This is a genomic window from Acinetobacter sp. YH12027, assembly GCF_013420085.1.
In the GTDB taxonomy this organism is placed as follows: Bacteria; Pseudomonadota; Gammaproteobacteria; order Pseudomonadales; family Moraxellaceae; genus Acinetobacter; species Acinetobacter amyesii.
In genome coordinates this window covers 39,953-60,434 of record NZ_VOYW01000001.1, presented here as the reverse complement: position 1 = coordinate 60,434, position 20,482 = coordinate 39,953, and the positions used below count along the sequence as shown (strand labels likewise).

The window sequence follows — 20,482 nt, the reverse complement described above, 5'->3', positions numbered from 1 at the left end:
CCATATATGGCGCAAGAGAAGGGACTTCCATTATGAAAGTAATAGTTATTTGGAGTTAACAACAAATTTGCTTTCACAATGAAGAGTTCCCTCTCTTGCGCTGAGCTTCAAAGCAGTGCTTGAAGCACGCTCAGGAGAGGGTTAGGGAGAGGTATTTATAAAACTTAGTATTTATAAGCCTCAGCTTTGAACGGGCCTTCAACTTGAACACCGAGGTAATCCGCTTGTTCTTGAGTCAAAGTCGTTAATACGCCACCGAAACCTGCAACCATTGCAGCAGCAACTTCTTCGTCTAATTTCTTAGGAATAAGTTCTACGCGGATCGCAGCTTGTTTTTGATCTTCAGGAAGATCAGCAAATTTTTCAGCGAATAGGTGCATTTGACCCAATACTTGGTTGGCAAAAGAACCATCCATAATACGTGAAGGGTGACCGGTTGCATTACCAAGGTTCACCAAACGGCCTTCAGAAAGAAGGATTAAGTAATCGTTTTCATTTTCTGTACGATACACTTGGTGAACTTGTGGCTTCACTTCAACCCACTTGTAACCACGTAAGTAATTTGTGTCGATTTCAGTATCGAAATGACCGATGTTACAAACTACAGCGCCAGCTTTTAATGAATCAAGCATTGCAGCGTCACATACGTGGTAGTTACCAGTTGTTGTTACGATCAAGTCAGTATTTTGAAGAAGATCAAGGTTGATGTCTTCTTTCTTACCCGTTTGAATGCCATTTTTATACGGAGCAACAACTTCGAAACCGTCCATGCATGCTTGCATTGCACAGATAGGGTCAACTTCAGTGACACGTACAATCATGCCTTCTTGACGAAGTGATTGAGCAGAACCTTTACCTACGTCACCATAACCGATTACAAGCGCACGACGACCAGATAAAAGCATATCTGTACCACGTTTGATTGCATCGTTAAGTGAGTGACGGCAGCCGTATTTGTTGTCGTTTTTAGACTTAGTGACAGAGTCATTTACGTTAATCGCTGGAACTTTTAAAGTACCGTCGCGGTGCATTTCGTAAAGACGTTGAACACCTGTAGTGGTTTCTTCTGTAATACCGTGGATTTTAGCAATCACTTCAGGATATTTTTCGTGAACAAGTGCAGTTAAGTCACCGCCATCGTCCAGAATCATGTTGGCATCCCAAGGTGTACCGTTCACATTGATTTGCTGTTCAAGACACCACATGTATTCTTCTTCAGTTTCGCCTTTCCAAGCAAATACAGGAATACCTGCAGCAGCGATTGCAGCAGCAGCGTGGTCTTGAGTAGAGAAGATGTTGCATGAAGTCCAGCGAACTTCTGCACCTAATTCAACTAGAGTTTCAATTAAAACTGCAGTTTGAATAGTCATGTGGATACAGCCAAGGATTTTCGCGCCAGCAAGCGGTTTAGCCGCTGCATAGCGTTTGCGAAGACCCATTAGGGCTGGCATTTCTGCTTCTGCGAGTTTGATTTCTTTACGGCCGTAGTCAGCTAGTGAAATATCGGCAACTTTGTAATCTGTAAATGAAGCATTAACCGCGTTCATCACGATCTCCTTAATAAAAACAATTGATCATTCAGTTCGCGGATGCCGTTGTTGATTGGAACGAGTGTCCAACCGAATCGTCGAGCCTAGCGATCTTATATTTAGTGCCTATAAGAAAGTCGCAGCATCCCTCGACTAGGGCAGTATTGTACTTGGAATTACGTTTTGTTCCAATCTGAAATTGGTTAATATCTGACTTATAGATTTCTTGATCTATAAAATTACGCTGTGAGTATTTAAATTTAATAAATCGCTTGGGAGTATAAGAAGAATGATTAAACCCTTAATGGCTTTATTGATGTTTTGGCCAGTGCTTGCCGTATCCAATGATTCAACAGGCTATGTGGCAACAGGCGGTGTGCAATACCTGAAAAATAAAGATATTCAAATGTTCAGTGAAGACCTGTTTATTAGTAAAAAAATCATCAAGGTCGATTACCAGTTCAAAAATTTAAGCAATAAAGATGTGACTGAAACGGTCTTATTTCCGCTGCCAAAAGTTGAAAACTTCTTTGAAACTGATTTTGCCAATACAGAAAAGCTGCTCAAAAGTTTTAAAGTTCAGGTGAATGGAAAAACGATTCAGCCTGAAATGCACGTACGCACTTTTATTCAAAAAGATGAGAAAACAGCGCCGATTGATATGACTGAGAGTTTTAAGCAATGCGGATTTACGGAAAAAGACATGCTGAATCCGTGGAGCAGGCAAGATGTTGAATATAAAACTTTTGAGGCAAAGCTTAGAAACTGTAAAAATGCAGCGCTGCAAAAAGTATTGCCCAAAGATTTGAGTGAAGAAATTTCATGGTCATCTCAGGTGATTTATAGCTGGAAGCAAACGTTTAAAGCCAATGCGCTCACACGTGTACAGCATCAATATGCACCGCTAGTGGGTGGGTCTGTGGCTTTATATCCTGATGAATATAATAAAAGTTATTGTATGGATCAAAACTTTAAGGCAGGACTCAGAAAGGCTAAATCACAGCATGCACCATTTCAAGCGCTGGGCTATATCTTAAAAACTGGTGCCAATTGGGCAAAGCCTATTCAAGATTTTAAACTGACTATCGAGCGTGATGCAGGAGAGTTGGTTTCTTTTTGCTGGGCAGGTAAAGTGAAGAAAATCAGCGCTACGCAGTTTCAAATGGTTGAAAAGAATTTTGTGCCCAAACAAGATTTGGACATTATTTTTGTGCATGTGAAATCAGGTCTGGATTAAAACTTGCAGGCAAAACTGCTGCGATTTGTTTATCATCGTCCATAAGCAATTTTGAGTTTTGATATATGTCGATGGAAATACCTGATGAGTTGGCAAATTTAGAAGCCAACGGGGGCATTTATGCGGTGTGGATGCTGCTGCAGCACTTAGGTATAGATGCAGACATTCAGCAACTCATCGAAGTTTGCGCTTATGAAGCTGACCATGGCACAACAACCATTGGTTTAGCCGTTGGGTTAAAGAAGTTTGGCTTCCAAGTAAAGTTTTACACAGAGCATGATCCTGAGCTGCAAGACAGTGAAAAACGCAGCTATGCGGAAGCTGACCAATTGGAACTGCCTATATTGCCTGCAATTGGCTATGCACAAATTCAGCAGGCTTTTGAACAAAATCAGTTTGTGATTGTCTATTACGACACCCTAGACGGAGTGGGGAATCATTCCTTGGTGTATGACATTGATGAGACAGAGATCAGTTTCTTTGACAGCTTTGATGCCATGCCAGCAGACGTATTTGAACAGCAGCGTGGTGCGGAAGGCATTTGCCGACAAGTCATTATTGTGGATGTAAATGATTATGTGGCGAGCTGAGCCATTTTGTTAAAAGCAAAAAGCCCATCATGAGATGGGCCTTTTTCTTTGTGATTTAAGCTTTGGGCTGTTCGGCCACATTGGCTTTTTCATTCCAAAAATCTGCTTTTTCTTCATCGGCGTCGATGCCTAAGCCATTGGCATAAATAAAGGCTAAGTCACGCATGGCTTGAACTTCACCTAATTTTGCAGATTGTTCAACCAGTTCAATAGATTTAGTGATATCTTTTTCCACCACATCGCCGCGACGGTAAAAATTGGCCAATTCTAAAATTGCAGCAGGATGGTCATGTTTTGCTGCTTGTTCTAACCAGCGATGCGCATGTTCAAAATAGGTTTTAGATTCTTCAGGATCTTCTTCGAGCATGTCTTTGGCATAGACTGCATAGCCTTCACCCAGCCAATACATTGCTTCTACATGACCTAACTGAGCTGCTTTGAGTGCCCATTCTTCTGCAAGTTCAACATGCTCATCATTTTCACTTTGCATATAAATTTCAGCCAGTTCAAATTGAGCATCTTTATTGCCTGCCATGGCACGGTTATATAAAGCAGGAGAGATCGAAAGTTCAGACATGTGTAATCCAAAAGAGCAGAATAGGCATAGCCTAATCGGTTGGCATGAAAAAAGCCAATCCGAAGATTGGCTTTCAATGTTTAGAGAAGCTTGTCTAAAGAATTAAAATTTCAATAACACTGCAGACAATACAAATATGACAACTAATGCACCGATAATTTTCCAAAAATATTCAGCGATATAACTAATACATAGCCCGACAAATAAAGCCGCAATGGTCAGCGCGCCAAACCAATAACTGATGTTATTGCTCGGCGTGCCAAGTGAGAGGCAAATTATCAAGGCAATAATCAATAGCGCCCAGCCGACTAACGTGGCTAACCGTGTTTGGCCCACACTTAACTCTTTGCTGTAGAACTGCTTTTGATGTTTAGACATGCTGCTTGCCAAGGCAAAAAAACCTAAGCTACTCAGTGCCCAAATCAGGAGAAAGAACATCATGCTTCAACCTCCTTCTTGCCACGCGCTTTTTTAACAGGCAGCCCTTTATGCTTTTTCACTTTGTAAAATGAATAGGCAAACAAGATAGCCAAGAGCCACATTGCAAGATCAAAGGATGCAATCATCCATTGGCCATTTACCATGGTATTCCAAAGCGGTTGACCACCAGTCATGAAGTTTACAATCGGCAGTAAGGCAAAAATTGCTGTGGCAAAAGCTAAAAGTTCTAGCCACGCTTGACGGTGCGTACGGAAAATCGCATAAACGAGCGTCAGTAGCCAAACAATAAAGAAACTACGAATTTCTAATTCCGAACGGTTTTCAAGCTGTGCGGGAATAAAACGGTTGGCATAGAAAAATGCTGCGCAGGCAATGGGTAAACCAATAATCGCTGCAACATTGGTCACTTCAACCGTGCGGTAGCCAAATGATTTAAAGCCTTGTTTTTGCTGTTGCGGCGCACGTTTTACACACCACAGAATGAGACCTGTAGCGACCATCAGGGTGCCTACAATCCCTGAAATAAACAGCAGCCAACGTAGTGCTAAATCTACACCGCGTGCTTCATGTAGCGTAGTGACTACATTGTAAATACCCATCGGTACAGAAGGGTGCTTTAACTTGGCACTTTCGTCAGTTAAGTCTTTGCCTGTTACGCCATCAAATTGTTTGCTTGCATAGACATTTCGATACGCGACACTTTCACCATGTAAGGCACGTAGTTCAATTTTAGCTTGGTCTGTATTCGGTGCAATGATGCTAACGGTACTAATAGGATTGGTTTTCCATTCAGTCTGAACCGCAGTCACGATCGGCGCTAAGTTGGTCAACGGCGCAGCAACGATAGGTTGCTCTTCACGTTTAGAGCGACGATCTCCTCGACCTTCACCACGGCCCTCAGCACGATTTTCGCCTTGGTTTTGTGCAGAATTGGCACGGGCTTGCTGTGGGCGTTCGCCACGTTCTTCGCGTCCTTGGGCAGATTCACGTCCTTCAGGTTTATTATCTTGAACTAGGGCACGATTTTGTTCTTGTAAAAATTGTCCACGGTTTTCATAAATACGCTCAATCCCCCAAGGCATGATTGTAAATAACAGCAGCAACAGGCCACTAAAGGTGATCATGATGTGGAAGGGAAGCGCAAATACTGCGGTTGCATTATGTGCATCGAGCCAAGAACGTTGTCCTTTACCTGAACGGAAGGTAAAGAAATCTTTAAAGATTTTTTTATGAGTAATCACACCACTAATGATGGCAACTAACATCAACAGTGTCGCTATCCCGACAAACCATCGCGTCCACATACGTGGCATACCATACAGTTCGAAATGGAAACGATAGAGAAAATTACCACCACGCGTATCGCGCGGCTCAAGCACTTCACCTGTAGCACTATCAATGTAGATTTGTTTACCACCACGGCGTGCGCGAGGGTCTTCACCTTGTTCACGAACGGTAATTAATGTGGCATTTTGACGCGTATTCGGCAGTAAAATATTCCAAGCACCTGCATTTGGATGATTTTGCTGTAAATAATTCAGTGCGACTTGAGTTTGTTGGACTTGTGAACTGGCTGGAACGGATTGATGCAGCTCAGGTGTCATCCAAACATTGATTTCATTTTTAAAGAAGCTTAGGGTTCCGGTCAGGAAAATAGCATACAGCAACCAACCTAAGATTAGGCTAGCCCATGTATGCAGCCAAGACATGGACTGGCGCGGTCCCTCTACTTTTGCATCAACACGCATTTTAGCTTCCCATCATCATGTAAATGGCATACAAACACACCGCAGGGATCACAATGCCTAAAGTTGCTTTGAGGGTTTTATTCACTATAAAGACCCAAATAAATGCACAGCTCCACAGGATAAATGCAATTAAAGTTGCACTCATGGCTGCACTTCCACGGTCTTCGCTAAACACATCTGCGATCACGATGGCAGATAGCATTGCGACAACATATCCGCCCACTAAAGCGAGGGCAAAGCGATAGAAAATCATCAAGCGATAGGTCAATAGAGAAGGAGTGTCTTTACGCGTTTTAGGCAGCGCAGATGTGAGGGGTGTCACGAGTGCCTCAGGTGGTGAGCTATTCATAAAATACTTAAGCGCTTGGAAATTGTATTAAAGTTAATCTAAATGATAACAATTATTATTAATAATTAGAATAATGTATTCACAAAATTATTGATTTTTCAGCATGCTGAGTAGAAATTGATTTAAAAAGAGGGGAATTAAAGGCGAAAAAATAGCGACCGAAGTCGCTATTTTAGAATGCAAGAATGCTTATGTGTCTACATTATTGCTCTTGTTGAATGCCTGCAACTAACCAGTCTTGATTAGAACCCGCAGGTTTAACAAAATGCCATACTTCAGCAAATGGCTGTGGCAGGCTATTTAAGTCTTCACTTACCGTACCTGTAAAACGCACACTTACAACGTATTGACCATTTTCGTTCGCAGAATCGACCACCATAGCATTTAAGTTAGAAAACTCAGCAACGTCTTCATCTTTATTCGCCATAATGTCGTTATACATAGACTGGTAAAGGTCAGGCGTTAAGTAACGCTGAATTTCAGAAATGTTGCTTGCAGTATTCATCGATTGAATGTGGTTAAAACGCTGACGTGCAACACGTAAGAATGTTGCTGGTTCAGTACCATCAGGCAATTGATTGCCGCTGTTGGTATAGGCAGCACCAAAAGGCGCGTTCGTTGCTGCAGCTGCACCAAATGGAGCATTTGAAGCTGTAGAATTACCGCCTACAGAATTACCAAAAATATTCGTATTGTCATTGCCTGCACGAGGTGCAGCATTTTGTTGGCCAAACGGTGCATTGTTTGCACCGCTGTTTGGCGCATACGGATTGTTAGCGGCTAGTTTTTTTTTTGCGCCCATCTTACGGAAAATGAAGAAGGCAACAGCAGCGGCAAGTAAAATCCAGATCCAGCCTGGAATACCAGCTTTCTCTTCCTGTTGTTGAGCTTGCGCTTCAGAAGCTGCTTGACCATTGTTGTCATCGGCCATCGCATTTGCAGCGACTGCACCAATTGCAGCACCAGCCACACCAGCAGCAACCATTCCGCCCACATTCGAGCCAGATTTTGCTGGAGCGCCAGCAGTTGCAGGCTGTTGAACAGGAGCAGATTGACGAGGTTGCTGATAAGACTGAGTTGGAGCAGCTTGACGGCTCATACCATGGCTTTTACCACCACCGGCACGTTTCGCTTCTGCAATCGGCGCTACCAAAAGGGCTGCTGTTAAAAGAGCAGTCATCAAACCACGCTGTCGAACTTCCATCAAATTTTCCTATATCTATATAAAGTTAAAATAGCCATCTAGTTATGCCGGCATTTGTACTGAATTTCAATAGAACATCGGTAAAAAATTGAAAATTCATTCAAAATAAACGATTCCACGTAACTAAGACTCATCGGTCAGTGTAATTGCCTGACTCAACGCCTCATGTAAACGTGCGACAGAAATAATTTCTACACCTGAAATCGGTTTTTGCGGTGCATTCCCACGCGGTAAAATAATGGTTTTAAACCCATGCTTAATGGCTTCTTTGAGTCGTTCCTGTCCATTGGGTACAGGGCGGATTTCGCCTGAAAGGCCGACTTCACCAAATACTGCCAAATGCTGTGGCAGGGCTTTAGCTCTTAAGCTAGAGGCGCAGGCTAAAAGTACCGCAAGGTCAGAACCGGTTTCAGTGATTTTTAAACCACCGACGACATTGACATAGACATCTTGTCCAGCGGTTTGTACGCCACCATGACGGTGCATAACGGCTAAAAGCATGTTTAAACGGTTTTGTTCTAAACCTAAGGCCACGCGTCGAGGTTGTCCGTGCGCATCATCTACCAAAGCCTGAACTTCAACTAAAAGTGGACGTGTACCTTCACGGCTAATCATGACAATGGAACCCGGAATGGCTTCATCATAACGACTCAGGAAAATAGCGGATGGGTTTGATACCTCGCGCAGTCCTTTATCTGTCATGCCAAATACACCAAGCTCGTTGACCGCACCAAAACGGTTTTTCACCGCCCGAATCATACGGAAGCGCGAGTCAGACTGACCTTCAAAATACAAAACACAATCGACCATGTGCTCAAGCACGCGAGGGCCTGCCAAAGAACCTTCTTTCGTTACGTGACCGACAATAAACAGTGCAGTGCCACTATTTTTGGCAAAGCGAGTCAGGAGTGCAGCCGATTCACGAATTTGGGAAACACCGCCCGGCGCAGACTGGAGTGTCTCGGTGTATAGAGTTTGGATCGAATCTAAAATGGCAACGGCAGGGCGTTCATGTGCCAATACTTCACAAATACGCTCGACACAGGTTTCGGCCATGACTTTGAGTTGATCGGTCGGCAAATCTAGGCGCTGGGCACGTAGCGCCACCTGAGACAAAGATTCCTCACCAGTGACATATAAGGCAGAACTTTTACTCGCCGCCATATAGGTTGCGGTTTGTAGCAAAATAGTGGATTTACCAATGCCGGGGTCACCACCAATCAACACAACTGAACCTGTGACCAGTCCACCACCGAGCACACGGTCAAATTCACCAATACCTGTTGCCATTCGAGTTTCATGCGAAACGGAAACTTGATTTAAGGTAGTCACAGCAGCTGCTTGACCTGCATAGCCACCGCCCATTTTAGGCTGCGCACGGTGTGTAACAGCGGGTGCAATACTGACTTCGACTAATGAATTCCATTCACCACATTCGGTACATTGACCGGCCCATTTGGGATGATCAGCACCACATTGTTCACATCGATAGACACTTTTTGCTTTCGCCATAATATTTACTGTGCACAAACTCAAATTGAGTCACAGCATAGCGGTGAATACATCGAAAAACCAAGTTTTTATCGCATGAAATGACTGTTGAAGGTCAATTGATGTCGTTTTATTTTCAATAGCTGCACTTTTATATAGTAAGCACTTTATAATAGCGCATTATATTTTTTGAAATGGGTCACCACATGACTGAACTATTACGACATATCGATGCCATCGCACGTGAAAAAAATCGTGATGTGTTATTTGTGCATTTTGAAGAATATGATCATCAACATCCTGAAAAAAATACGGTGCGTAATGATGTTATGCACTGGTTTGACCTGCAAAATATCGACTATTTCCCTTGTATGGGGCTAGAAGGTGAGTCTTTGATCGATAGCTATACAGGTGACTTATACCTCGACGTGCCTTTCGATGAAAGCAGTCCTGCATATAAAACCCTCAGTGAATACCTTGAAGATGAGCAAGGGAATATGAAAATTCAGGGGGTATTGTTCTTTTCTTTATCCTTGGAAATTGCCCTAGAAATCGAAGCCGATTTGATGGAAGCCAGTGCTGTAGATTCTGAATATGCTGAAAATGAGTTTGGTGACCAATTTGGTGAAGGCTTTATTGAAGATGCTGAAGCAGATCTAAAAGATGAAGCAGCCAATGAAAGCAACACGAAAAACGACAAATTTGATGATGGTCAAATTGGTACGATTCAATAAGTAAATATTGATTTTCAGTCCGAATAAAAAAGCCACGTGAATTCACGTGGCTTTTTGTTTAGCAGGGGATTAGTACAATTCACCTGATTTACGACGTTCAATAAAATCTTTTGATTCTTTCACAATGATGCCTGAGAGCAATAACAGTGCAATACAGTTTGGTGCAGCCATCAAACCATTAAAGGTATCGGCAAATAACCAAACGAGATCGAGTGTTACGACACAGCCGACAAAGACTGATGCGATGTAAATTAAGCGATAAATCAGTACTGACTTTTCACCTAAGAGGTATGTACAGCATTTTTCACCATAATAGCTCCAACCCAGAATGGTTGAATAAGCGAAGAAAATAATACCGAAAGTTACGACCCAACCACCGAAGCCCGGAAGTAGTTTGTCAAAAACACTAATCGTCAAAACTGCACCGGTTTGATCACCAAAGCTTTGTCCCGCCATGATGAAGCCCATCACAAGTACGATACCTGTAATAGAGCAAACAATGATGGTGTCTAAGAACGTACCTGTCATAGAGACAAGACCTTGACGTGCTGGGTGGTCAGTTTTTGCAGCCGCAGCGGCAATGGGTGCTGAGCCCATACCTGCTTCATTAGAGAATACACCACGTGCCACACCATAACGAATCGCAGCACCAATCGCACCACCCGCAGCAGCTTCGCCCGTAAATGCATAGCTAAAGATCATTTTTAGTGCAGGGATCACCAATTCAAGGTTGGTGAAAATAATGATTAAGCCACCCAATACATAACCTACCGCCATAATTGGAACAATAAATGAAGAGGCTTTAGAAATGGATTTGATGCCGCCTAAAATAACGAGTGCAGAGAATATGGTGATAACGATTGCAGTGGTGAGTGTGTTGATCCCTAAGCTGTTTTGCACAGCAAGCGCGACAGTATTGGACTGTACTGAGCTACCAATACCAAAGGATGCCAAAGTACCAAATAGGGCAAATACCACTGCCAACCATTTCCACTTAGGCCCAAGTCCACGTTCGATGTAATACATCGGACCACCGTTCATTTCGCCATTTTCATTTTTATGACGAAACTTTACAGCGAGTACACCTTCACCATATTTGGTTGCCATACCAAAGAGCGCGGTTATCCACATCCAAAACACTGCGCCCGGACCACCGAGCACACAAGCGGTGGCTACACCGGCAATATTACCTGTACCAATGGTGGCTGAAAGTGCGGTCATGAGTGAGGCAAAATGTGAAATATCGCCATCATGTTGATCTGCTTTAGGATGCTTGCCAAAGACTTGTTTGAATGCGAAAGGCAACATGCGAAATTGCCAGAAAAGCAGTCGGAAGGTGAGGAATACACCTGTTCCAACAATGAGGACCAACATGTATGGGCCCCAGACCCATCCACTGAGTGTTTCCATGATATTTTGAATTTCTTGCATAGTATCTTCTTCTTATCGGCCCTGAGTGAGTGAATGCTACATTTTTGATATCTGTAGCAATTGATATGCCATTGTTAGAAACTTCCATGATTTTTGGCATAAATTTTTATCGTTGGTAAAATATTTTTTGCATAAAATTTAAGTTATTACAAGTAAATTGTTGTTTTATTGGTCGCTTTAAAATGTGAACTGGCGCTAAGATTTTTATATATAAGAAAAATAAATTAACTTTGTCACTTAATCCGAAAATATAGATGATGAAAAATAATTTTGTATTTTCTGAAATTTTTACGTTAATTTGTCGCAATTGGAACGCGAAGTTGAATTAAATAATGTCAAATGAAATTCATGGATCGCACGCTGATAGCGGCGATTTGAAACGAAGCTTGTCCAACCGACACCTGCAATTGATTGCGATTGGTGGTGCGATTGGTACAGGTTTATTTATGGGGTCAGGAAAGACCATCAGTTTAGCTGGTCCGTCCATCCTTATTATCTATATGATTATTGGTTTTATGGTTTTCCTCGTCATGCGTGCATTAGGCGAGTTATTACTATCAAATCTTGAATATAAATCTTTTATCGATTTTGCAACCGACTTAATCGGCCCGTGGGCAGGTTATTTTGTGGGTTGGACCTATTGGCTGTGCTGGATCACTATAGGGATTGCTGATTTATCGGCCATCATTTATTACCTGCAATTCTTTAATGGAGGTAACCCGTTCTCGCCCGAAGAAGGGGTGATGATCAGTGTTGCCGCCATTGTTTTTATCATGGGTTTAAACCTTGTTACGGTTAAACTTTTTGGTGAATTAGAGTTTTGGTTTGCACTGATTAAGATTATTGCAATCGTGGTGCTCATTGGTGTCGGTCTTTGGATGATCTTTACCGGTTTTACCTCATCGACAGGTGAAATCGCATCATTCACACATTTATGGTCACATGGTGGTCTATTCCCAACAGGAGTAACTGGCTTCTTGGCAGGTTTCCAAATCGCCATTTTTGCCTTTGTCGGCGTAGAACTCGTGGGTACTACGGCAGCAGAAACCAAAGATCCAGAACACAACTTGCCTAAAGCTGTGAACTCGATTCCGATTCGTATCATTATTTTCTATGTGCTGGCACTTGTGATTGTGATGTCCGTTACGCCATGGAATGCCATTGACCCAAGCATTTCACCATTCGTGAACTTGTTTAGCCAAGCCGGTATTGCTGCTGCTGCGATTATTATGAACTTGGTTGTGTTGTCATCAGTTATGTCATCGATGAATAGTGGTGTGTTCTCGACTTCACGTATGTTGTTTGGTTTATCTCGTGAAGAGCAAGGTCCAAAAGCGTTTGGCCGTCTAAACTCACGTGCAGTTCCGGCAAATGCGTTGTATTTCTCGGCAGTTTGTTTACTGTTGGGTGCGGCATTACAGTATTTCGTACCGAACACGGTTGAAGCCTTCACTTTAGCAACTACACTGTCGACGATTTTATTTATCTGCGTATGGCTCATGATTATCTGGAGTTATATCGTTTACTATAAAACTCGTCCTGAGTTGCATGCGAAATCAACCTTTAAACTACCGGGTGGTTTATATACCTGTTGGCTCGTGATTATCTTCTTTATCGGCATGATTTATGTCTTGTCGCTAGAAGCAGATACCATGAAAGCGCTCATGGTGAGCCCGATTTGGTTCATCATATTGATTATTGGCTATTTCGGTTTTTATAAGAAAAAGCACCATTAATTTACATTTTTAATCTGATGTAAAAACATAAAAAGCTGCTCCTGAGGGGGCAGCTTTTTTATTTGGATATGGACTTATTTTAAGTTAAAACAGACTGTTTATTAGCGTTTCGATTTGTATTAAACAGCATTCAAATTGATATGCTATTTCAGTGAAATCAATAGCCTGATCGAGCTAGAAATAAAGACAAATAAGGATTGAAAACAGCACCATCAAATTTTGCTTAAATTTAGTGCAGAATGGCAAAAAGCTCACTTGGAATTACAGGGCTTTTCTTTTATCCGCGGGTTGATCACGTTATACTCGGAAAAATCTTTTCATTAGGTACGTTTATGTATCGTTTTATGAATTATAAAATTATTGTATTAGCAAGTGCTGTGCTGCTGACCGCTTGTGGTCAGTCTGGTGCATTGCATTTACCTTCAGATGCAAATGCAGATAAGCGCGCAAAATATCTGATTTATCCAGATACGCCTGCACAGCAAAAGCAGGAAAAACAAGCGGCTCCTGTTGCAACTGAATCGGAATCTTCAAATTCTAACCCTACACCTTAATGCTTTTATAGAAAGGATACTTTCATGAGTTTCACCCGTACGAATGGGGTATTGCATGCAGAGCAATGTTCTTTACAACAGCTTGCACAGCAATATGGCACACCGCTTTATGTTTATTCAAAAGCTACTTTTGAAAAGCATTATTCAGATATGGATCGTGCATTTAGCTTTATCGACCATCAAATTTGTTTTGCGGTAAAGTCAAACTCTAATCTTGCGGTGTTAAACGTACTTGCCAAGCAGGGCGCTGGTTTTGATATCGTGACGGGTGGTGAACTCGCACGTGTGTTAAAAGCCGGTGGTGAAGCTTCTAAAATTGTATTCTCAGGTTTGGGTAAAACTGAAGCCGATATCCAAAAAGCATTGGACGTGGGTATTGCATGTTTTAACGTTGAATCTCATGCAGAGCTAGATCGAATCCAAAAAGTTGCTGCGGCAATGGGTAAGAAAGCACCGATTTCATTGCGTGTAAATCCAGATGTGGATGCTAAAACCCATCCTTATATCTCTACGGGTTTAAAAGAAAATAAATTCGGCATTCCTTCAGACAGTGTTTTTGAAACTTATGCTTATGCGGCATCATTGCCAAATCTTGAGATTATCGGGATTGATTGTCATATCGGCTCACAGTTGACTGAAACTCAGCCTTTTGTTGATGCACTTGATCGTGTCATTGTAATGATCAATCAACTGAAAGAGATGGGTATTCATCTAAAACACATCGATATTGGTGGTGGTTTAGGCGTGACTTACAAAGACGAAGTTCCGCCAACTGTTGAAGAATATGCTCAGGCAATGCGTCCGGCTTTAGAAAAATTAGGCCTTAAGGTATATATGGAGCCGGGGCGTAGTATTTCTGCAAATGCAGGTGTGTTGTTAACCAAAGTTGATTTACTCAAACCGACCAATCATCGTAATTTTGCCATTATTGATGCTGCTATGAACGACTTAATCCGTCCCGCTTTATATGAAGCATGGATGGATATTCAGGAAGTAACGCCTCGTACTGATACAGAAAAGAAAGACTGGGATGTTGTTGGTGCGATTTGTGAAACCGGCGATTTCCTCGGAAAGCAACGTCAGTTGGCGATTCAAGAAAATGATGTGCTTGCAGTATTGGGTGCGGGTGCTTATGGTTTTGTCATGAGCTCAAACTACAACAGCCGCGGACGTGCTGCTGAAGTGATGGTTGACGGTGATCAGTCTCATTTGATTCGTGAGCGTGAAACCATCGAATCCTTATGGGAACGTGAACGTTTATTGCCTTAAGGAGAAATTCGAGATGTTATTAGAATTTACCAAAATGCATGGCCTTGGCAATGACTTTATGGTGGTCGATCTAATTAGCCAACGGGCTTATTTAGATACAGTGACGATTCAGCGTTTGGCTGACCGTCATTTTGGTATTGGTTTTGATCAGCTTTTGATTGTAGAGCCACCTGATTTGCCTAATGTCGATTTTAAATATCGTATTTTTAATGCAGATGGTTCGGAAGTTGAACAATGCGGAAATGGCGTACGTTGTTTTGCGCGCTTTGTGCATGAACGTAAGTTGACCAGCAAAACCAAAATCAAAGTACAAACCAAGTCAGGTATCGTAGAGCCTGAATTAGGTGTAAATGGTTGGGTGCGCGTCAATATGGGTTATCCACGCTTTTTGCCGCATGAAATTCCATTTATTGCGGAAGAGCCTGAAAACTTATACGACATTGCATTGGCGAATAATGAACAGCTCACCATTGATGTGGTGAGTATGGGTAATCCGCATGCAGTGACGATCGTTCCTGATGTTATTACCGCAGACGTTGCTAAAATTGGTCCACAAGTCGAATCGCATGAGCGTTTTCCACAGCGTGTAAATGCAGGTTTTATGCAAATTGTGGACGAGAAACATGCACGCTTACGTGTATTTGAACGTGGTGTCGGTGAAACTATGGCCTGTGGTACAGGTGCTTGTGCAGCGGCAGTATCAGGTATGCGTCGTGGTTTATTAGCCAATTCGGTCGAAATAGAGTTGGCAGGTGGTAAGCTGCAAATTGAGTGGCAAGAAGGTGGTGTGGTTTGGATGACTGGACCAACTGCAACAGTTTACGAAGGACGCTTAGATTTAAGTTACTTCCAAGGTTAAAATCAAAGCCCTGATTCATTCAGGGCTTTTTTCATAAAATAAAAAGTGAATAAAAAATTATAATTCAATTGGATTGGAATCAACATGGAACAAATAAACGAAGAAATAAAAGAAGAAATCTTAGAACAACTTTTTCATAAAGCCTTACATGAACCCGCGTATCGACCCGAATTTTTAGCTCAGTTATTGGCAGCCAATGTGTATTGTGTGGGAACAACAGGGGGACGTGATTCACGTATTGCCGAAGATTTGATCTTGGATGAAGGCGACCGTATTCAATTGAAATCATGGGAAGATGAAACATATGATTGCGTCATTCCATTTTTTACGTCCTTGGAAAAAATGCGTTTAGCAATATCTGAAGAGGAGTCGTATATCCGGCTACCAACCAAGGCATTATTTGAAATGACCTTAGGAGCAAGGCTTGTATTGAATCCACAATCACCTGATGCGACGAAGGACTTTGTACCAGAAGAAATTCAACATTTGCTGAACGGGCAGTATATTCAGCCCTCAGAAAACTATGAAGTTACGGAAGATACGGAAGTTTTAATTGGTCAGCCGGCGGAATATCCGCAGTTTATGATTGATCAATTAAGCATTTTTTTCGGCACAGAGCGTGTGGTAAAAGCTGCTTATTTAGCGCAAATGCTGAATCAAGCTCGAGATGATTCACCGACTTTGTTGATCGGATTAGATTTAGAAGCAGGATTATCTGAACAACAAATTCAAGAATTGCACAGTAAAATTGGTCGTATCACACAGGATAGTTTAAAAGAGCAATGCCCAGTGGATTTAATCCATGTCAATACGCACAGTGTGGATGGTGTAGAAGGGTATTTGCTTAATGAAACGCAAGCTTTTTACCAACGTGTTGATGGTAAGCCTAAGGGGTTCTTTGCTAGACTCTTTTCATAAAATAGATATGTAAAATCGCTTTAGTGAACGTACTGCAACGCTAAAGCACATGTTGAAATGGGAGAAGACAGATGACGATGGATCAGAGTCAACTACTGACTATGTGGTTGAAGGAACGTGAAATTCAAAATCAGTCTAAACATACATTGCAAGCGTATGAGCGTGATGTCAGTGATTTTCTCCAATTTTGTACAATACGCAACTTGCCATTGCATGATGTTGAAAAGTCAGATCTGCGTGAATTTGTTGCTTATAAAGTGGAACAGTTTCAGCTCAGTCCAAGTAGTTTACAGCGCATGTTATCTTCGATACGCCAATTTATGAAATGGGCAGAACAAGGAAATTATCTCAATTTTAATCCTGCAGATGATTTTCAGCTCAAACGCCAATCACGTCCTTTACCTGGATTGGTCGATATTGAAACCATTAAACAAATCATGGAACAGCCTGAGCCAGAAAGTGAAACTCAACGGCAGCTTTGGATACGTGATAAAGCGATTTTGGAGCTGCTATATTCAAGTGGTTTACGTTTGGCTGAAGTGCAGGGCTTAACCATTCGAGATATTGATTTTAATCGCCAACTGTTACGTATTACGGGTAAAGGGAATAAAACGCGCATTGTACCTTTTGGTTCTAAAGCCAAAGAGGCTGTGATGCATTGGTTGCAATTATATCCTGCATGGCATGGTGATTTTGTCCCAGAAGCCCAAGTTTTTATCACTCAAAAAGGTAATCCACTGGGGGTAAGACAAATAGAAAATCGAGTTAAATTTCAAGCTCGACGTGCAGGTGTAAATGTTGATTTACATCCGCACTTATTGCGTCATTGCTTCGCCAGTCATATGTTGTCCAATAGCGGTGACTTGCGTGCTGTACAAGAAATGTTGGGGCATAGTAATTTAACCACCACGCAAATTTATACCCATGTGGATTTTGATCGATTGGCACAAGTTTATGATCAGGCCCATCCACGGGCGCAGCATAAAGATTCGTAACAATTGCAAATACGACTTTGGCTCGTAGTGGTCTAAATATTGCTTAAATTTATAGGCTAGATTTCACATTTTGCATCCTAAAGTGGTCTGCTTCATAAAAGTTAAATAAGGATGTGAAAAAATATTGGTAAAATTGACCGACATTTTGAACTATTGTCGCATTATAAAAATTCAAATTATCGGGTATAAAAATTGTCCATTATTGAATTGACGTAAGTGCTGAAGTGAAATTCGCCATTTACTAAATTGCTGTACCGTTAAAAATATATAGGCCATACCATGATTTCAGATATTCAAGAAAAATATGACCAGTTAAATGGTCAGCAAAAAGAAATTTTTGCAGGATACGGCTTACGCCAAATCAAACACTTTGTCGAAATCAGTTTGCCTGAAGTAGAAGCTGTATTGCCTGAAGGTGCGCAGCTACAAGGGATTAATGCCGATGGTAAAGTTCAGGCGTTTAATGCGGCGACGGGACAATACTTTATTTGGATTTCGGATAAACAATGGCAGCTTACCAATAAAGCAACTGCGAAATTTGACAGTAAAGAAAATGTCCTCACCATTTGGCGTATTTTTGATTTGGCACAATATGAACTTATTGACCTAAGCCACATCCATCGTGACTTTTTGGAAAATCAGCCAGCCTAAACCATTGGTCAAATAAACAACTCATGGGCTATCTTCATTGGTTTTGGATGTTTAGCCCTTATATCACCCGCACCATGGCATGTTGTGATGCTTGTGAGTAGAGCGTTAAAGTGTCTACCTCGTTTGGTTTTAAGCTTTCAAATGAACATTTGAGATAAGTACGTGGACGTCATTGCAAAACTTATGATGCTAAACAAAATCTTTAAATGCAAACCCATTTCGCTGTTCAGTAATTCAATTCGTTTAATTTTGATAGCGAGAGCCTGTCAATCCAATCAATGGTTTTCCTACTTGAGCAATTGAGCTCAAAGACCTCCTAGATATTTCCCATTTAATTGCTGCAAATGTGCCGCAAATTATTATTTTTCTTTGCTTAAAATATAATGAAATACCGCATAGCTAGGTATTTGCATTCGAGGCTGTGAATAACTGCGTCACTACATTGCCAAGCTTGTAGTATCAGCCTCGTCGTTTCTAATGATTGAGTTACTCGTTGGCAGATCAATTGTTTGGTTACAAATCTTCTAACGGTAACTGGAAGCTTTGTTTGATGATTTGGCTAGGTAAATCAGTCTTTACACTAGTGATGCCATTTTTCTTGGTTAAGTGAGTAGACTGAAATTTACGGTAACTTTCTAGGTCAGGAACTACAACTTTGAGCATTGCATCGCACTCACCCAAAATAATGTAGCACTCCATGACTTGAGGAAGTTCTTTCATCGCTTCGATAAAAGTATCGATGGTTTCAGCATCTTGCCCAGTCAACCAAATACGAGAGAATAAAATCAATTGAAAGCCAATCTTTTGTGGATCGACCACGGTGGTGTAATTCTGAATCACACCTGCTTCTTCGAGTAATTTGACCCGACGTAAACAAGAAGAAGGCGAGAGTCCGATTTCCTTGGCTAAGTCATTATTTTGCATACGACCATTATTTTGAAGTGCGCGAATGATATTTTTATCAATACGATCTAGTTTAACTAGAATTGACTTAGAAGATGTCTTCATAAAATAGAATATAATTCTAAAAATAATATCTATTATAGAATATTTGATATCCTATTTTAAAGTGATTCAAACATACTAATTTTACTTTCAGGACATAGAAAGGGAAAATTGAAATGTCTGTATTTGCTTTGTTTGCCTTAACGGTGATTCCCCTTATTTTCACACCAGGACCCGATATGCTTTTTATCCTGTCACAAGTGATGGGTAAGGATGCAAAAGCAGGCATGATGGCAACAGTGGGGGTGTGTTCAGGTTACTTGGTTCACTCGATTTTAGTGGCATTGGGTATTGCTGCGATTATCGTGTCATTTCCACTACTGTTTGAAACAATCCGCTGGTTGGGGATTGCTTATCTTTTATATTTGGCAACGCATTTGCTGCGTTCAGTATTTAGCAGTAAAAAATTAAGTATTGAGAAAAAGTCAGCGTCCAACCCGATTAAAAAAGGCTTTTTTACGGCTTTACTGAACCCGAAAGGAATGTTGATATATTTTGCAATTTTGCCGCAATTTATCGATAAATCAGCGAATACCGTGAGTCAAGGTTTGATTTTGTCCTTCATTTTTATTGGGCTGATTTTTGTGGTGTATTGTAGTTTAAGTGTGGTCTTTGCACGTATTACACAAAAAACTGAAATTGATGAACGCAAACAAAAGTGGGTTGATGGTACATCAGGTGGTTTGTTGGCTCTTGCTGCGACATGGTTAATTGCCAATTAAAAACAGCAAATGTAAATAGAAATAAATGCCTTAACTAAAACCTTCGTGAAAGCGGAGGTTTTTTTATATGTGCTGAATATCGACACATATTAAGAACAAGAAAGAGAGAAAAACCCACCAATTAGCTTCGGAAAAGTGAAATTAGCGCTAAATTCATTATGCTTCTATCTTAAATGACAAGTTTAGATATGTTGCCGAATGTGTAGAGGGAAAGCTCTATTTCAGAAAGATTGATCGAAAATTGATATTAAATCAGATCTTTTGATGAGCTAAATCAAGTAAAAAAATAATAAAAATCAATGCTTAAAAAATAACTGAATAATGCGTTTTTTTGGATAACTGAAGCATTCTTTAAAAAATGTGAACGATAAGTTCAAGGAAATTACGCTTTTTTACAGGTCTTTCGATAATTGTGACTTGACCGAAATGCCGTACACATTGC

General features: G+C 41.2%; 19 protein-coding genes and 1 pseudogene. 11 read left to right on the top strand and 9 right to left on the bottom strand.

Annotation, left to right across the window (positions count from 1 at the left end; translation table 11 throughout):
• Positions 1-164: 164 nt before the first annotated feature.
• Positions 165-1,547, bottom strand: a complete 1,383-nt coding sequence (ahcY, locus tag FTT94_RS00270; protein WP_180039608.1) for an adenosylhomocysteinase — start codon at positions 1,545-1,547, stop codon at positions 165-167.
• Between the two features lie 271 nt (positions 1,548-1,818).
• Between ahcY and FTT94_RS00265 the strand changes: the two genes are divergently transcribed.
• On the top strand, positions 1,819-2,766 hold the full coding sequence (locus FTT94_RS00265; RefSeq protein WP_180170005.1) for a DUF4424 family protein: 948 nt from the start codon (positions 1,819-1,821) through the stop codon (positions 2,764-2,766).
• A gap of 65 nt (positions 2,767-2,831) precedes the next feature.
• The gene (locus tag FTT94_RS00260) at positions 2,832-3,356 is read left to right on the top strand and encodes a cysteine peptidase family C39 domain-containing protein (protein ID WP_180049060.1); all 525 of its coding nucleotides are present in this window, start codon (positions 2,832-2,834) and stop codon (positions 3,354-3,356) included.
• A 55-nt stretch (positions 3,357-3,411) separates the two neighbouring features.
• Here the strand turns inward: FTT94_RS00260 and FTT94_RS00255 are convergent, their stop codons facing one another.
• The 6 genes from FTT94_RS00255 to radA form a co-directional block, all read right to left on the bottom strand.
• Positions 3,412-3,933, bottom strand: a complete 522-nt coding sequence (locus FTT94_RS00255) for a tetratricopeptide repeat protein (protein ID WP_180170004.1) — start codon at positions 3,931-3,933, stop codon at positions 3,412-3,414.
• A gap of 102 nt (positions 3,934-4,035) precedes the next feature.
• Positions 4,036-4,374, bottom strand: a complete 339-nt coding sequence (locus FTT94_RS00250; protein WP_111883910.1) for a DUF3325 domain-containing protein — start codon at positions 4,372-4,374, stop codon at positions 4,036-4,038.
• The gene (locus FTT94_RS00245) at positions 4,371-6,122 is read right to left on the bottom strand and encodes a PepSY domain-containing protein (protein WP_180170003.1); all 1,752 of its coding nucleotides are present in this window, start codon (positions 6,120-6,122) and stop codon (positions 4,371-4,373) included. The genes FTT94_RS00250 and FTT94_RS00245 overlap by 4 nt, the downstream gene beginning before the upstream one ends.
• Position 6,123: 1 nt before the next feature.
• Positions 6,124-6,471: a hypothetical protein gene (locus FTT94_RS00240; RefSeq protein ID WP_180170002.1), complete on the bottom strand. Its 348-nt coding sequence runs from the start codon at positions 6,469-6,471 to the stop codon at positions 6,124-6,126.
• Positions 6,472-6,673: 202 nt separating this feature from the next.
• Positions 6,674-7,675 carry a Tim44 domain-containing protein gene (locus tag FTT94_RS00235; protein ID WP_180170001.1) on the bottom strand — a complete coding sequence of 334 codons (1,002 nt, stop codon included), beginning with the start codon at positions 7,673-7,675 and terminating at the stop codon, positions 6,674-6,676.
• Between the two features lie 123 nt (positions 7,676-7,798).
• On the bottom strand, positions 7,799-9,187 hold the full coding sequence (radA, locus tag FTT94_RS00230; RefSeq protein ID WP_180026689.1) for a DNA repair protein RadA: 1,389 nt from the start codon (positions 9,185-9,187) through the stop codon (positions 7,799-7,801).
• A 185-nt stretch (positions 9,188-9,372) separates the two neighbouring features.
• Here radA and FTT94_RS00225 point away from each other — a divergent pair.
• Positions 9,373-9,729: pseudogene (locus FTT94_RS00225) on the top strand (hypothetical protein); the annotation flags it as partial.
• Between the two features lie 240 nt (positions 9,730-9,969).
• Here the strand turns inward: FTT94_RS00225 and FTT94_RS00220 are convergent.
• Positions 9,970-11,331 carry a sodium:alanine symporter family protein gene (locus FTT94_RS00220; protein ID WP_180109447.1) on the bottom strand — a complete coding sequence of 454 codons (1,362 nt, stop codon included), beginning with the start codon at positions 11,329-11,331 and terminating at the stop codon, positions 9,970-9,972.
• A 332-nt stretch (positions 11,332-11,663) separates the two neighbouring features.
• On the opposite strand from FTT94_RS00220, the gene FTT94_RS00215 reads away from it, so the two are divergent.
• The 7 genes from FTT94_RS00215 (at position 11,664) to FTT94_RS00185 (ending at position 18,313) form a co-directional block, all read left to right on the top strand.
• Positions 11,664-13,067 (top strand): amino acid permease, encoded by a 1,404-nt coding sequence (locus FTT94_RS00215; RefSeq protein ID WP_078192075.1) that lies wholly within the window; start codon positions 11,664-11,666, stop codon positions 13,065-13,067.
• A 344-nt stretch (positions 13,068-13,411) separates the two neighbouring features.
• Positions 13,412-13,621: a lipoprotein gene (locus FTT94_RS00210; protein ID WP_372491094.1), complete on the top strand. Its 210-nt coding sequence runs from the start codon at positions 13,412-13,414 to the stop codon at positions 13,619-13,621.
• A gap of 24 nt (positions 13,622-13,645) precedes the next feature.
• Positions 13,646-14,890 (top strand): diaminopimelate decarboxylase, encoded by a 1,245-nt coding sequence (lysA, locus tag FTT94_RS00205; protein WP_180126393.1) that lies wholly within the window; start codon positions 13,646-13,648, stop codon positions 14,888-14,890.
• A gap of 13 nt (positions 14,891-14,903) precedes the next feature.
• Complete coding sequence (gene dapF / locus FTT94_RS00200; RefSeq protein ID WP_180026692.1) at positions 14,904-15,749, top strand: diaminopimelate epimerase; 846 nt, start codon at positions 14,904-14,906, stop codon at positions 15,747-15,749.
• 84 nt (positions 15,750-15,833) lie between these two features.
• Entirely contained in the window at positions 15,834-16,667 is an 834-nt protein-coding gene (locus tag FTT94_RS00195) for an enhanced serine sensitivity protein SseB C-terminal domain-containing protein (RefSeq protein WP_180074155.1), read from the top strand.
• A 71-nt stretch (positions 16,668-16,738) separates the two neighbouring features.
• Complete coding sequence (locus FTT94_RS00190; protein WP_180170000.1) at positions 16,739-17,662, top strand: tyrosine recombinase XerC; 924 nt, start codon at positions 16,739-16,741, stop codon at positions 17,660-17,662.
• Between the two features lie 279 nt (positions 17,663-17,941).
• On the top strand, positions 17,942-18,313 hold the full coding sequence (locus FTT94_RS00185) for a hypothetical protein (RefSeq protein ID WP_218955965.1): 372 nt from the start codon (positions 17,942-17,944) through the stop codon (positions 18,311-18,313).
• A gap of 513 nt (positions 18,314-18,826) precedes the next feature.
• Here FTT94_RS00185 and FTT94_RS00180 read toward each other — a convergent pair.
• Positions 18,827-19,321 (bottom strand): Lrp/AsnC family transcriptional regulator, encoded by a 495-nt coding sequence (locus tag FTT94_RS00180; protein WP_078190405.1) that lies wholly within the window; start codon positions 19,319-19,321, stop codon positions 18,827-18,829.
• A 113-nt stretch (positions 19,322-19,434) separates the two neighbouring features.
• Here FTT94_RS00180 and FTT94_RS00175 point away from each other — a divergent pair, with 113 nt between their 5' ends.
• Complete coding sequence (locus FTT94_RS00175; RefSeq protein WP_168378266.1) at positions 19,435-20,040, top strand: LysE family translocator; 606 nt, start codon at positions 19,435-19,437, stop codon at positions 20,038-20,040.
• The last annotated feature ends 442 nt before the right edge of the window (positions 20,041-20,482 follow it).

What these genes read in the sequence shown, in the direction of transcription:
- ahcY (WP_180039608.1), bottom strand. Translation starts at nt 1,547, where the DNA reads ATGAACGCGGTTAATGCTTCATTTACAGATTACAAAGTTGCCGATATT.
- FTT94_RS00265 (WP_180170005.1), top strand. Translation starts at nt 1,819, where the DNA reads ATGATTAAACCCTTAATGGCTTTATTGATGTTTTGGCCAGTGCTTGCC.
- FTT94_RS00260 (WP_180049060.1), top strand. Translation starts at nt 2,832, where the DNA reads ATGTCGATGGAAATACCTGATGAGTTGGCAAATTTAGAAGCCAACGGG.
- FTT94_RS00255 (WP_180170004.1), bottom strand. Translation starts at nt 3,933, where the DNA reads ATGTCTGAACTTTCGATCTCTCCTGCTTTATATAACCGTGCCATGGCA.
- FTT94_RS00250 (WP_111883910.1), bottom strand. Translation starts at nt 4,374, where the DNA reads ATGATGTTCTTTCTCCTGATTTGGGCACTGAGTAGCTTAGGTTTTTTT.
- FTT94_RS00245 (WP_180170003.1), bottom strand. Translation starts at nt 6,122, where the DNA reads ATGCGTGTTGATGCAAAAGTAGAGGGACCGCGCCAGTCCATGTCTTGG.
- FTT94_RS00240 (WP_180170002.1), bottom strand. Translation starts at nt 6,471, where the DNA reads ATGAATAGCTCACCACCTGAGGCACTCGTGACACCCCTCACATCTGCG.
- FTT94_RS00235 (WP_180170001.1), bottom strand. Translation starts at nt 7,675, where the DNA reads ATGGAAGTTCGACAGCGTGGTTTGATGACTGCTCTTTTAACAGCAGCC.
- radA (WP_180026689.1), bottom strand. Translation starts at nt 9,187, where the DNA reads ATGGCGAAAGCAAAAAGTGTCTATCGATGTGAACAATGTGGTGCTGAT.
- FTT94_RS00220 (WP_180109447.1), bottom strand. Translation starts at nt 11,331, where the DNA reads ATGCAAGAAATTCAAAATATCATGGAAACACTCAGTGGATGGGTCTGG.
- FTT94_RS00215 (WP_078192075.1), top strand. Translation starts at nt 11,664, where the DNA reads ATGTCAAATGAAATTCATGGATCGCACGCTGATAGCGGCGATTTGAAA.
- FTT94_RS00210 (WP_372491094.1), top strand. Translation starts at nt 13,412, where the DNA reads ATGAATTATAAAATTATTGTATTAGCAAGTGCTGTGCTGCTGACCGCT.
- lysA (WP_180126393.1), top strand. Translation starts at nt 13,646, where the DNA reads ATGAGTTTCACCCGTACGAATGGGGTATTGCATGCAGAGCAATGTTCT.
- dapF (WP_180026692.1), top strand. Translation starts at nt 14,904, where the DNA reads ATGTTATTAGAATTTACCAAAATGCATGGCCTTGGCAATGACTTTATG.
- FTT94_RS00195 (WP_180074155.1), top strand. Translation starts at nt 15,834, where the DNA reads ATGGAACAAATAAACGAAGAAATAAAAGAAGAAATCTTAGAACAACTT.
- FTT94_RS00190 (WP_180170000.1), top strand. Translation starts at nt 16,739, where the DNA reads ATGACGATGGATCAGAGTCAACTACTGACTATGTGGTTGAAGGAACGT.
- FTT94_RS00185 (WP_218955965.1), top strand. Translation starts at nt 17,942, where the DNA reads ATGATTTCAGATATTCAAGAAAAATATGACCAGTTAAATGGTCAGCAA.
- FTT94_RS00180 (WP_078190405.1), bottom strand. Translation starts at nt 19,321, where the DNA reads ATGAAGACATCTTCTAAGTCAATTCTAGTTAAACTAGATCGTATTGAT.
- FTT94_RS00175 (WP_168378266.1), top strand. Translation starts at nt 19,435, where the DNA reads ATGTCTGTATTTGCTTTGTTTGCCTTAACGGTGATTCCCCTTATTTTC.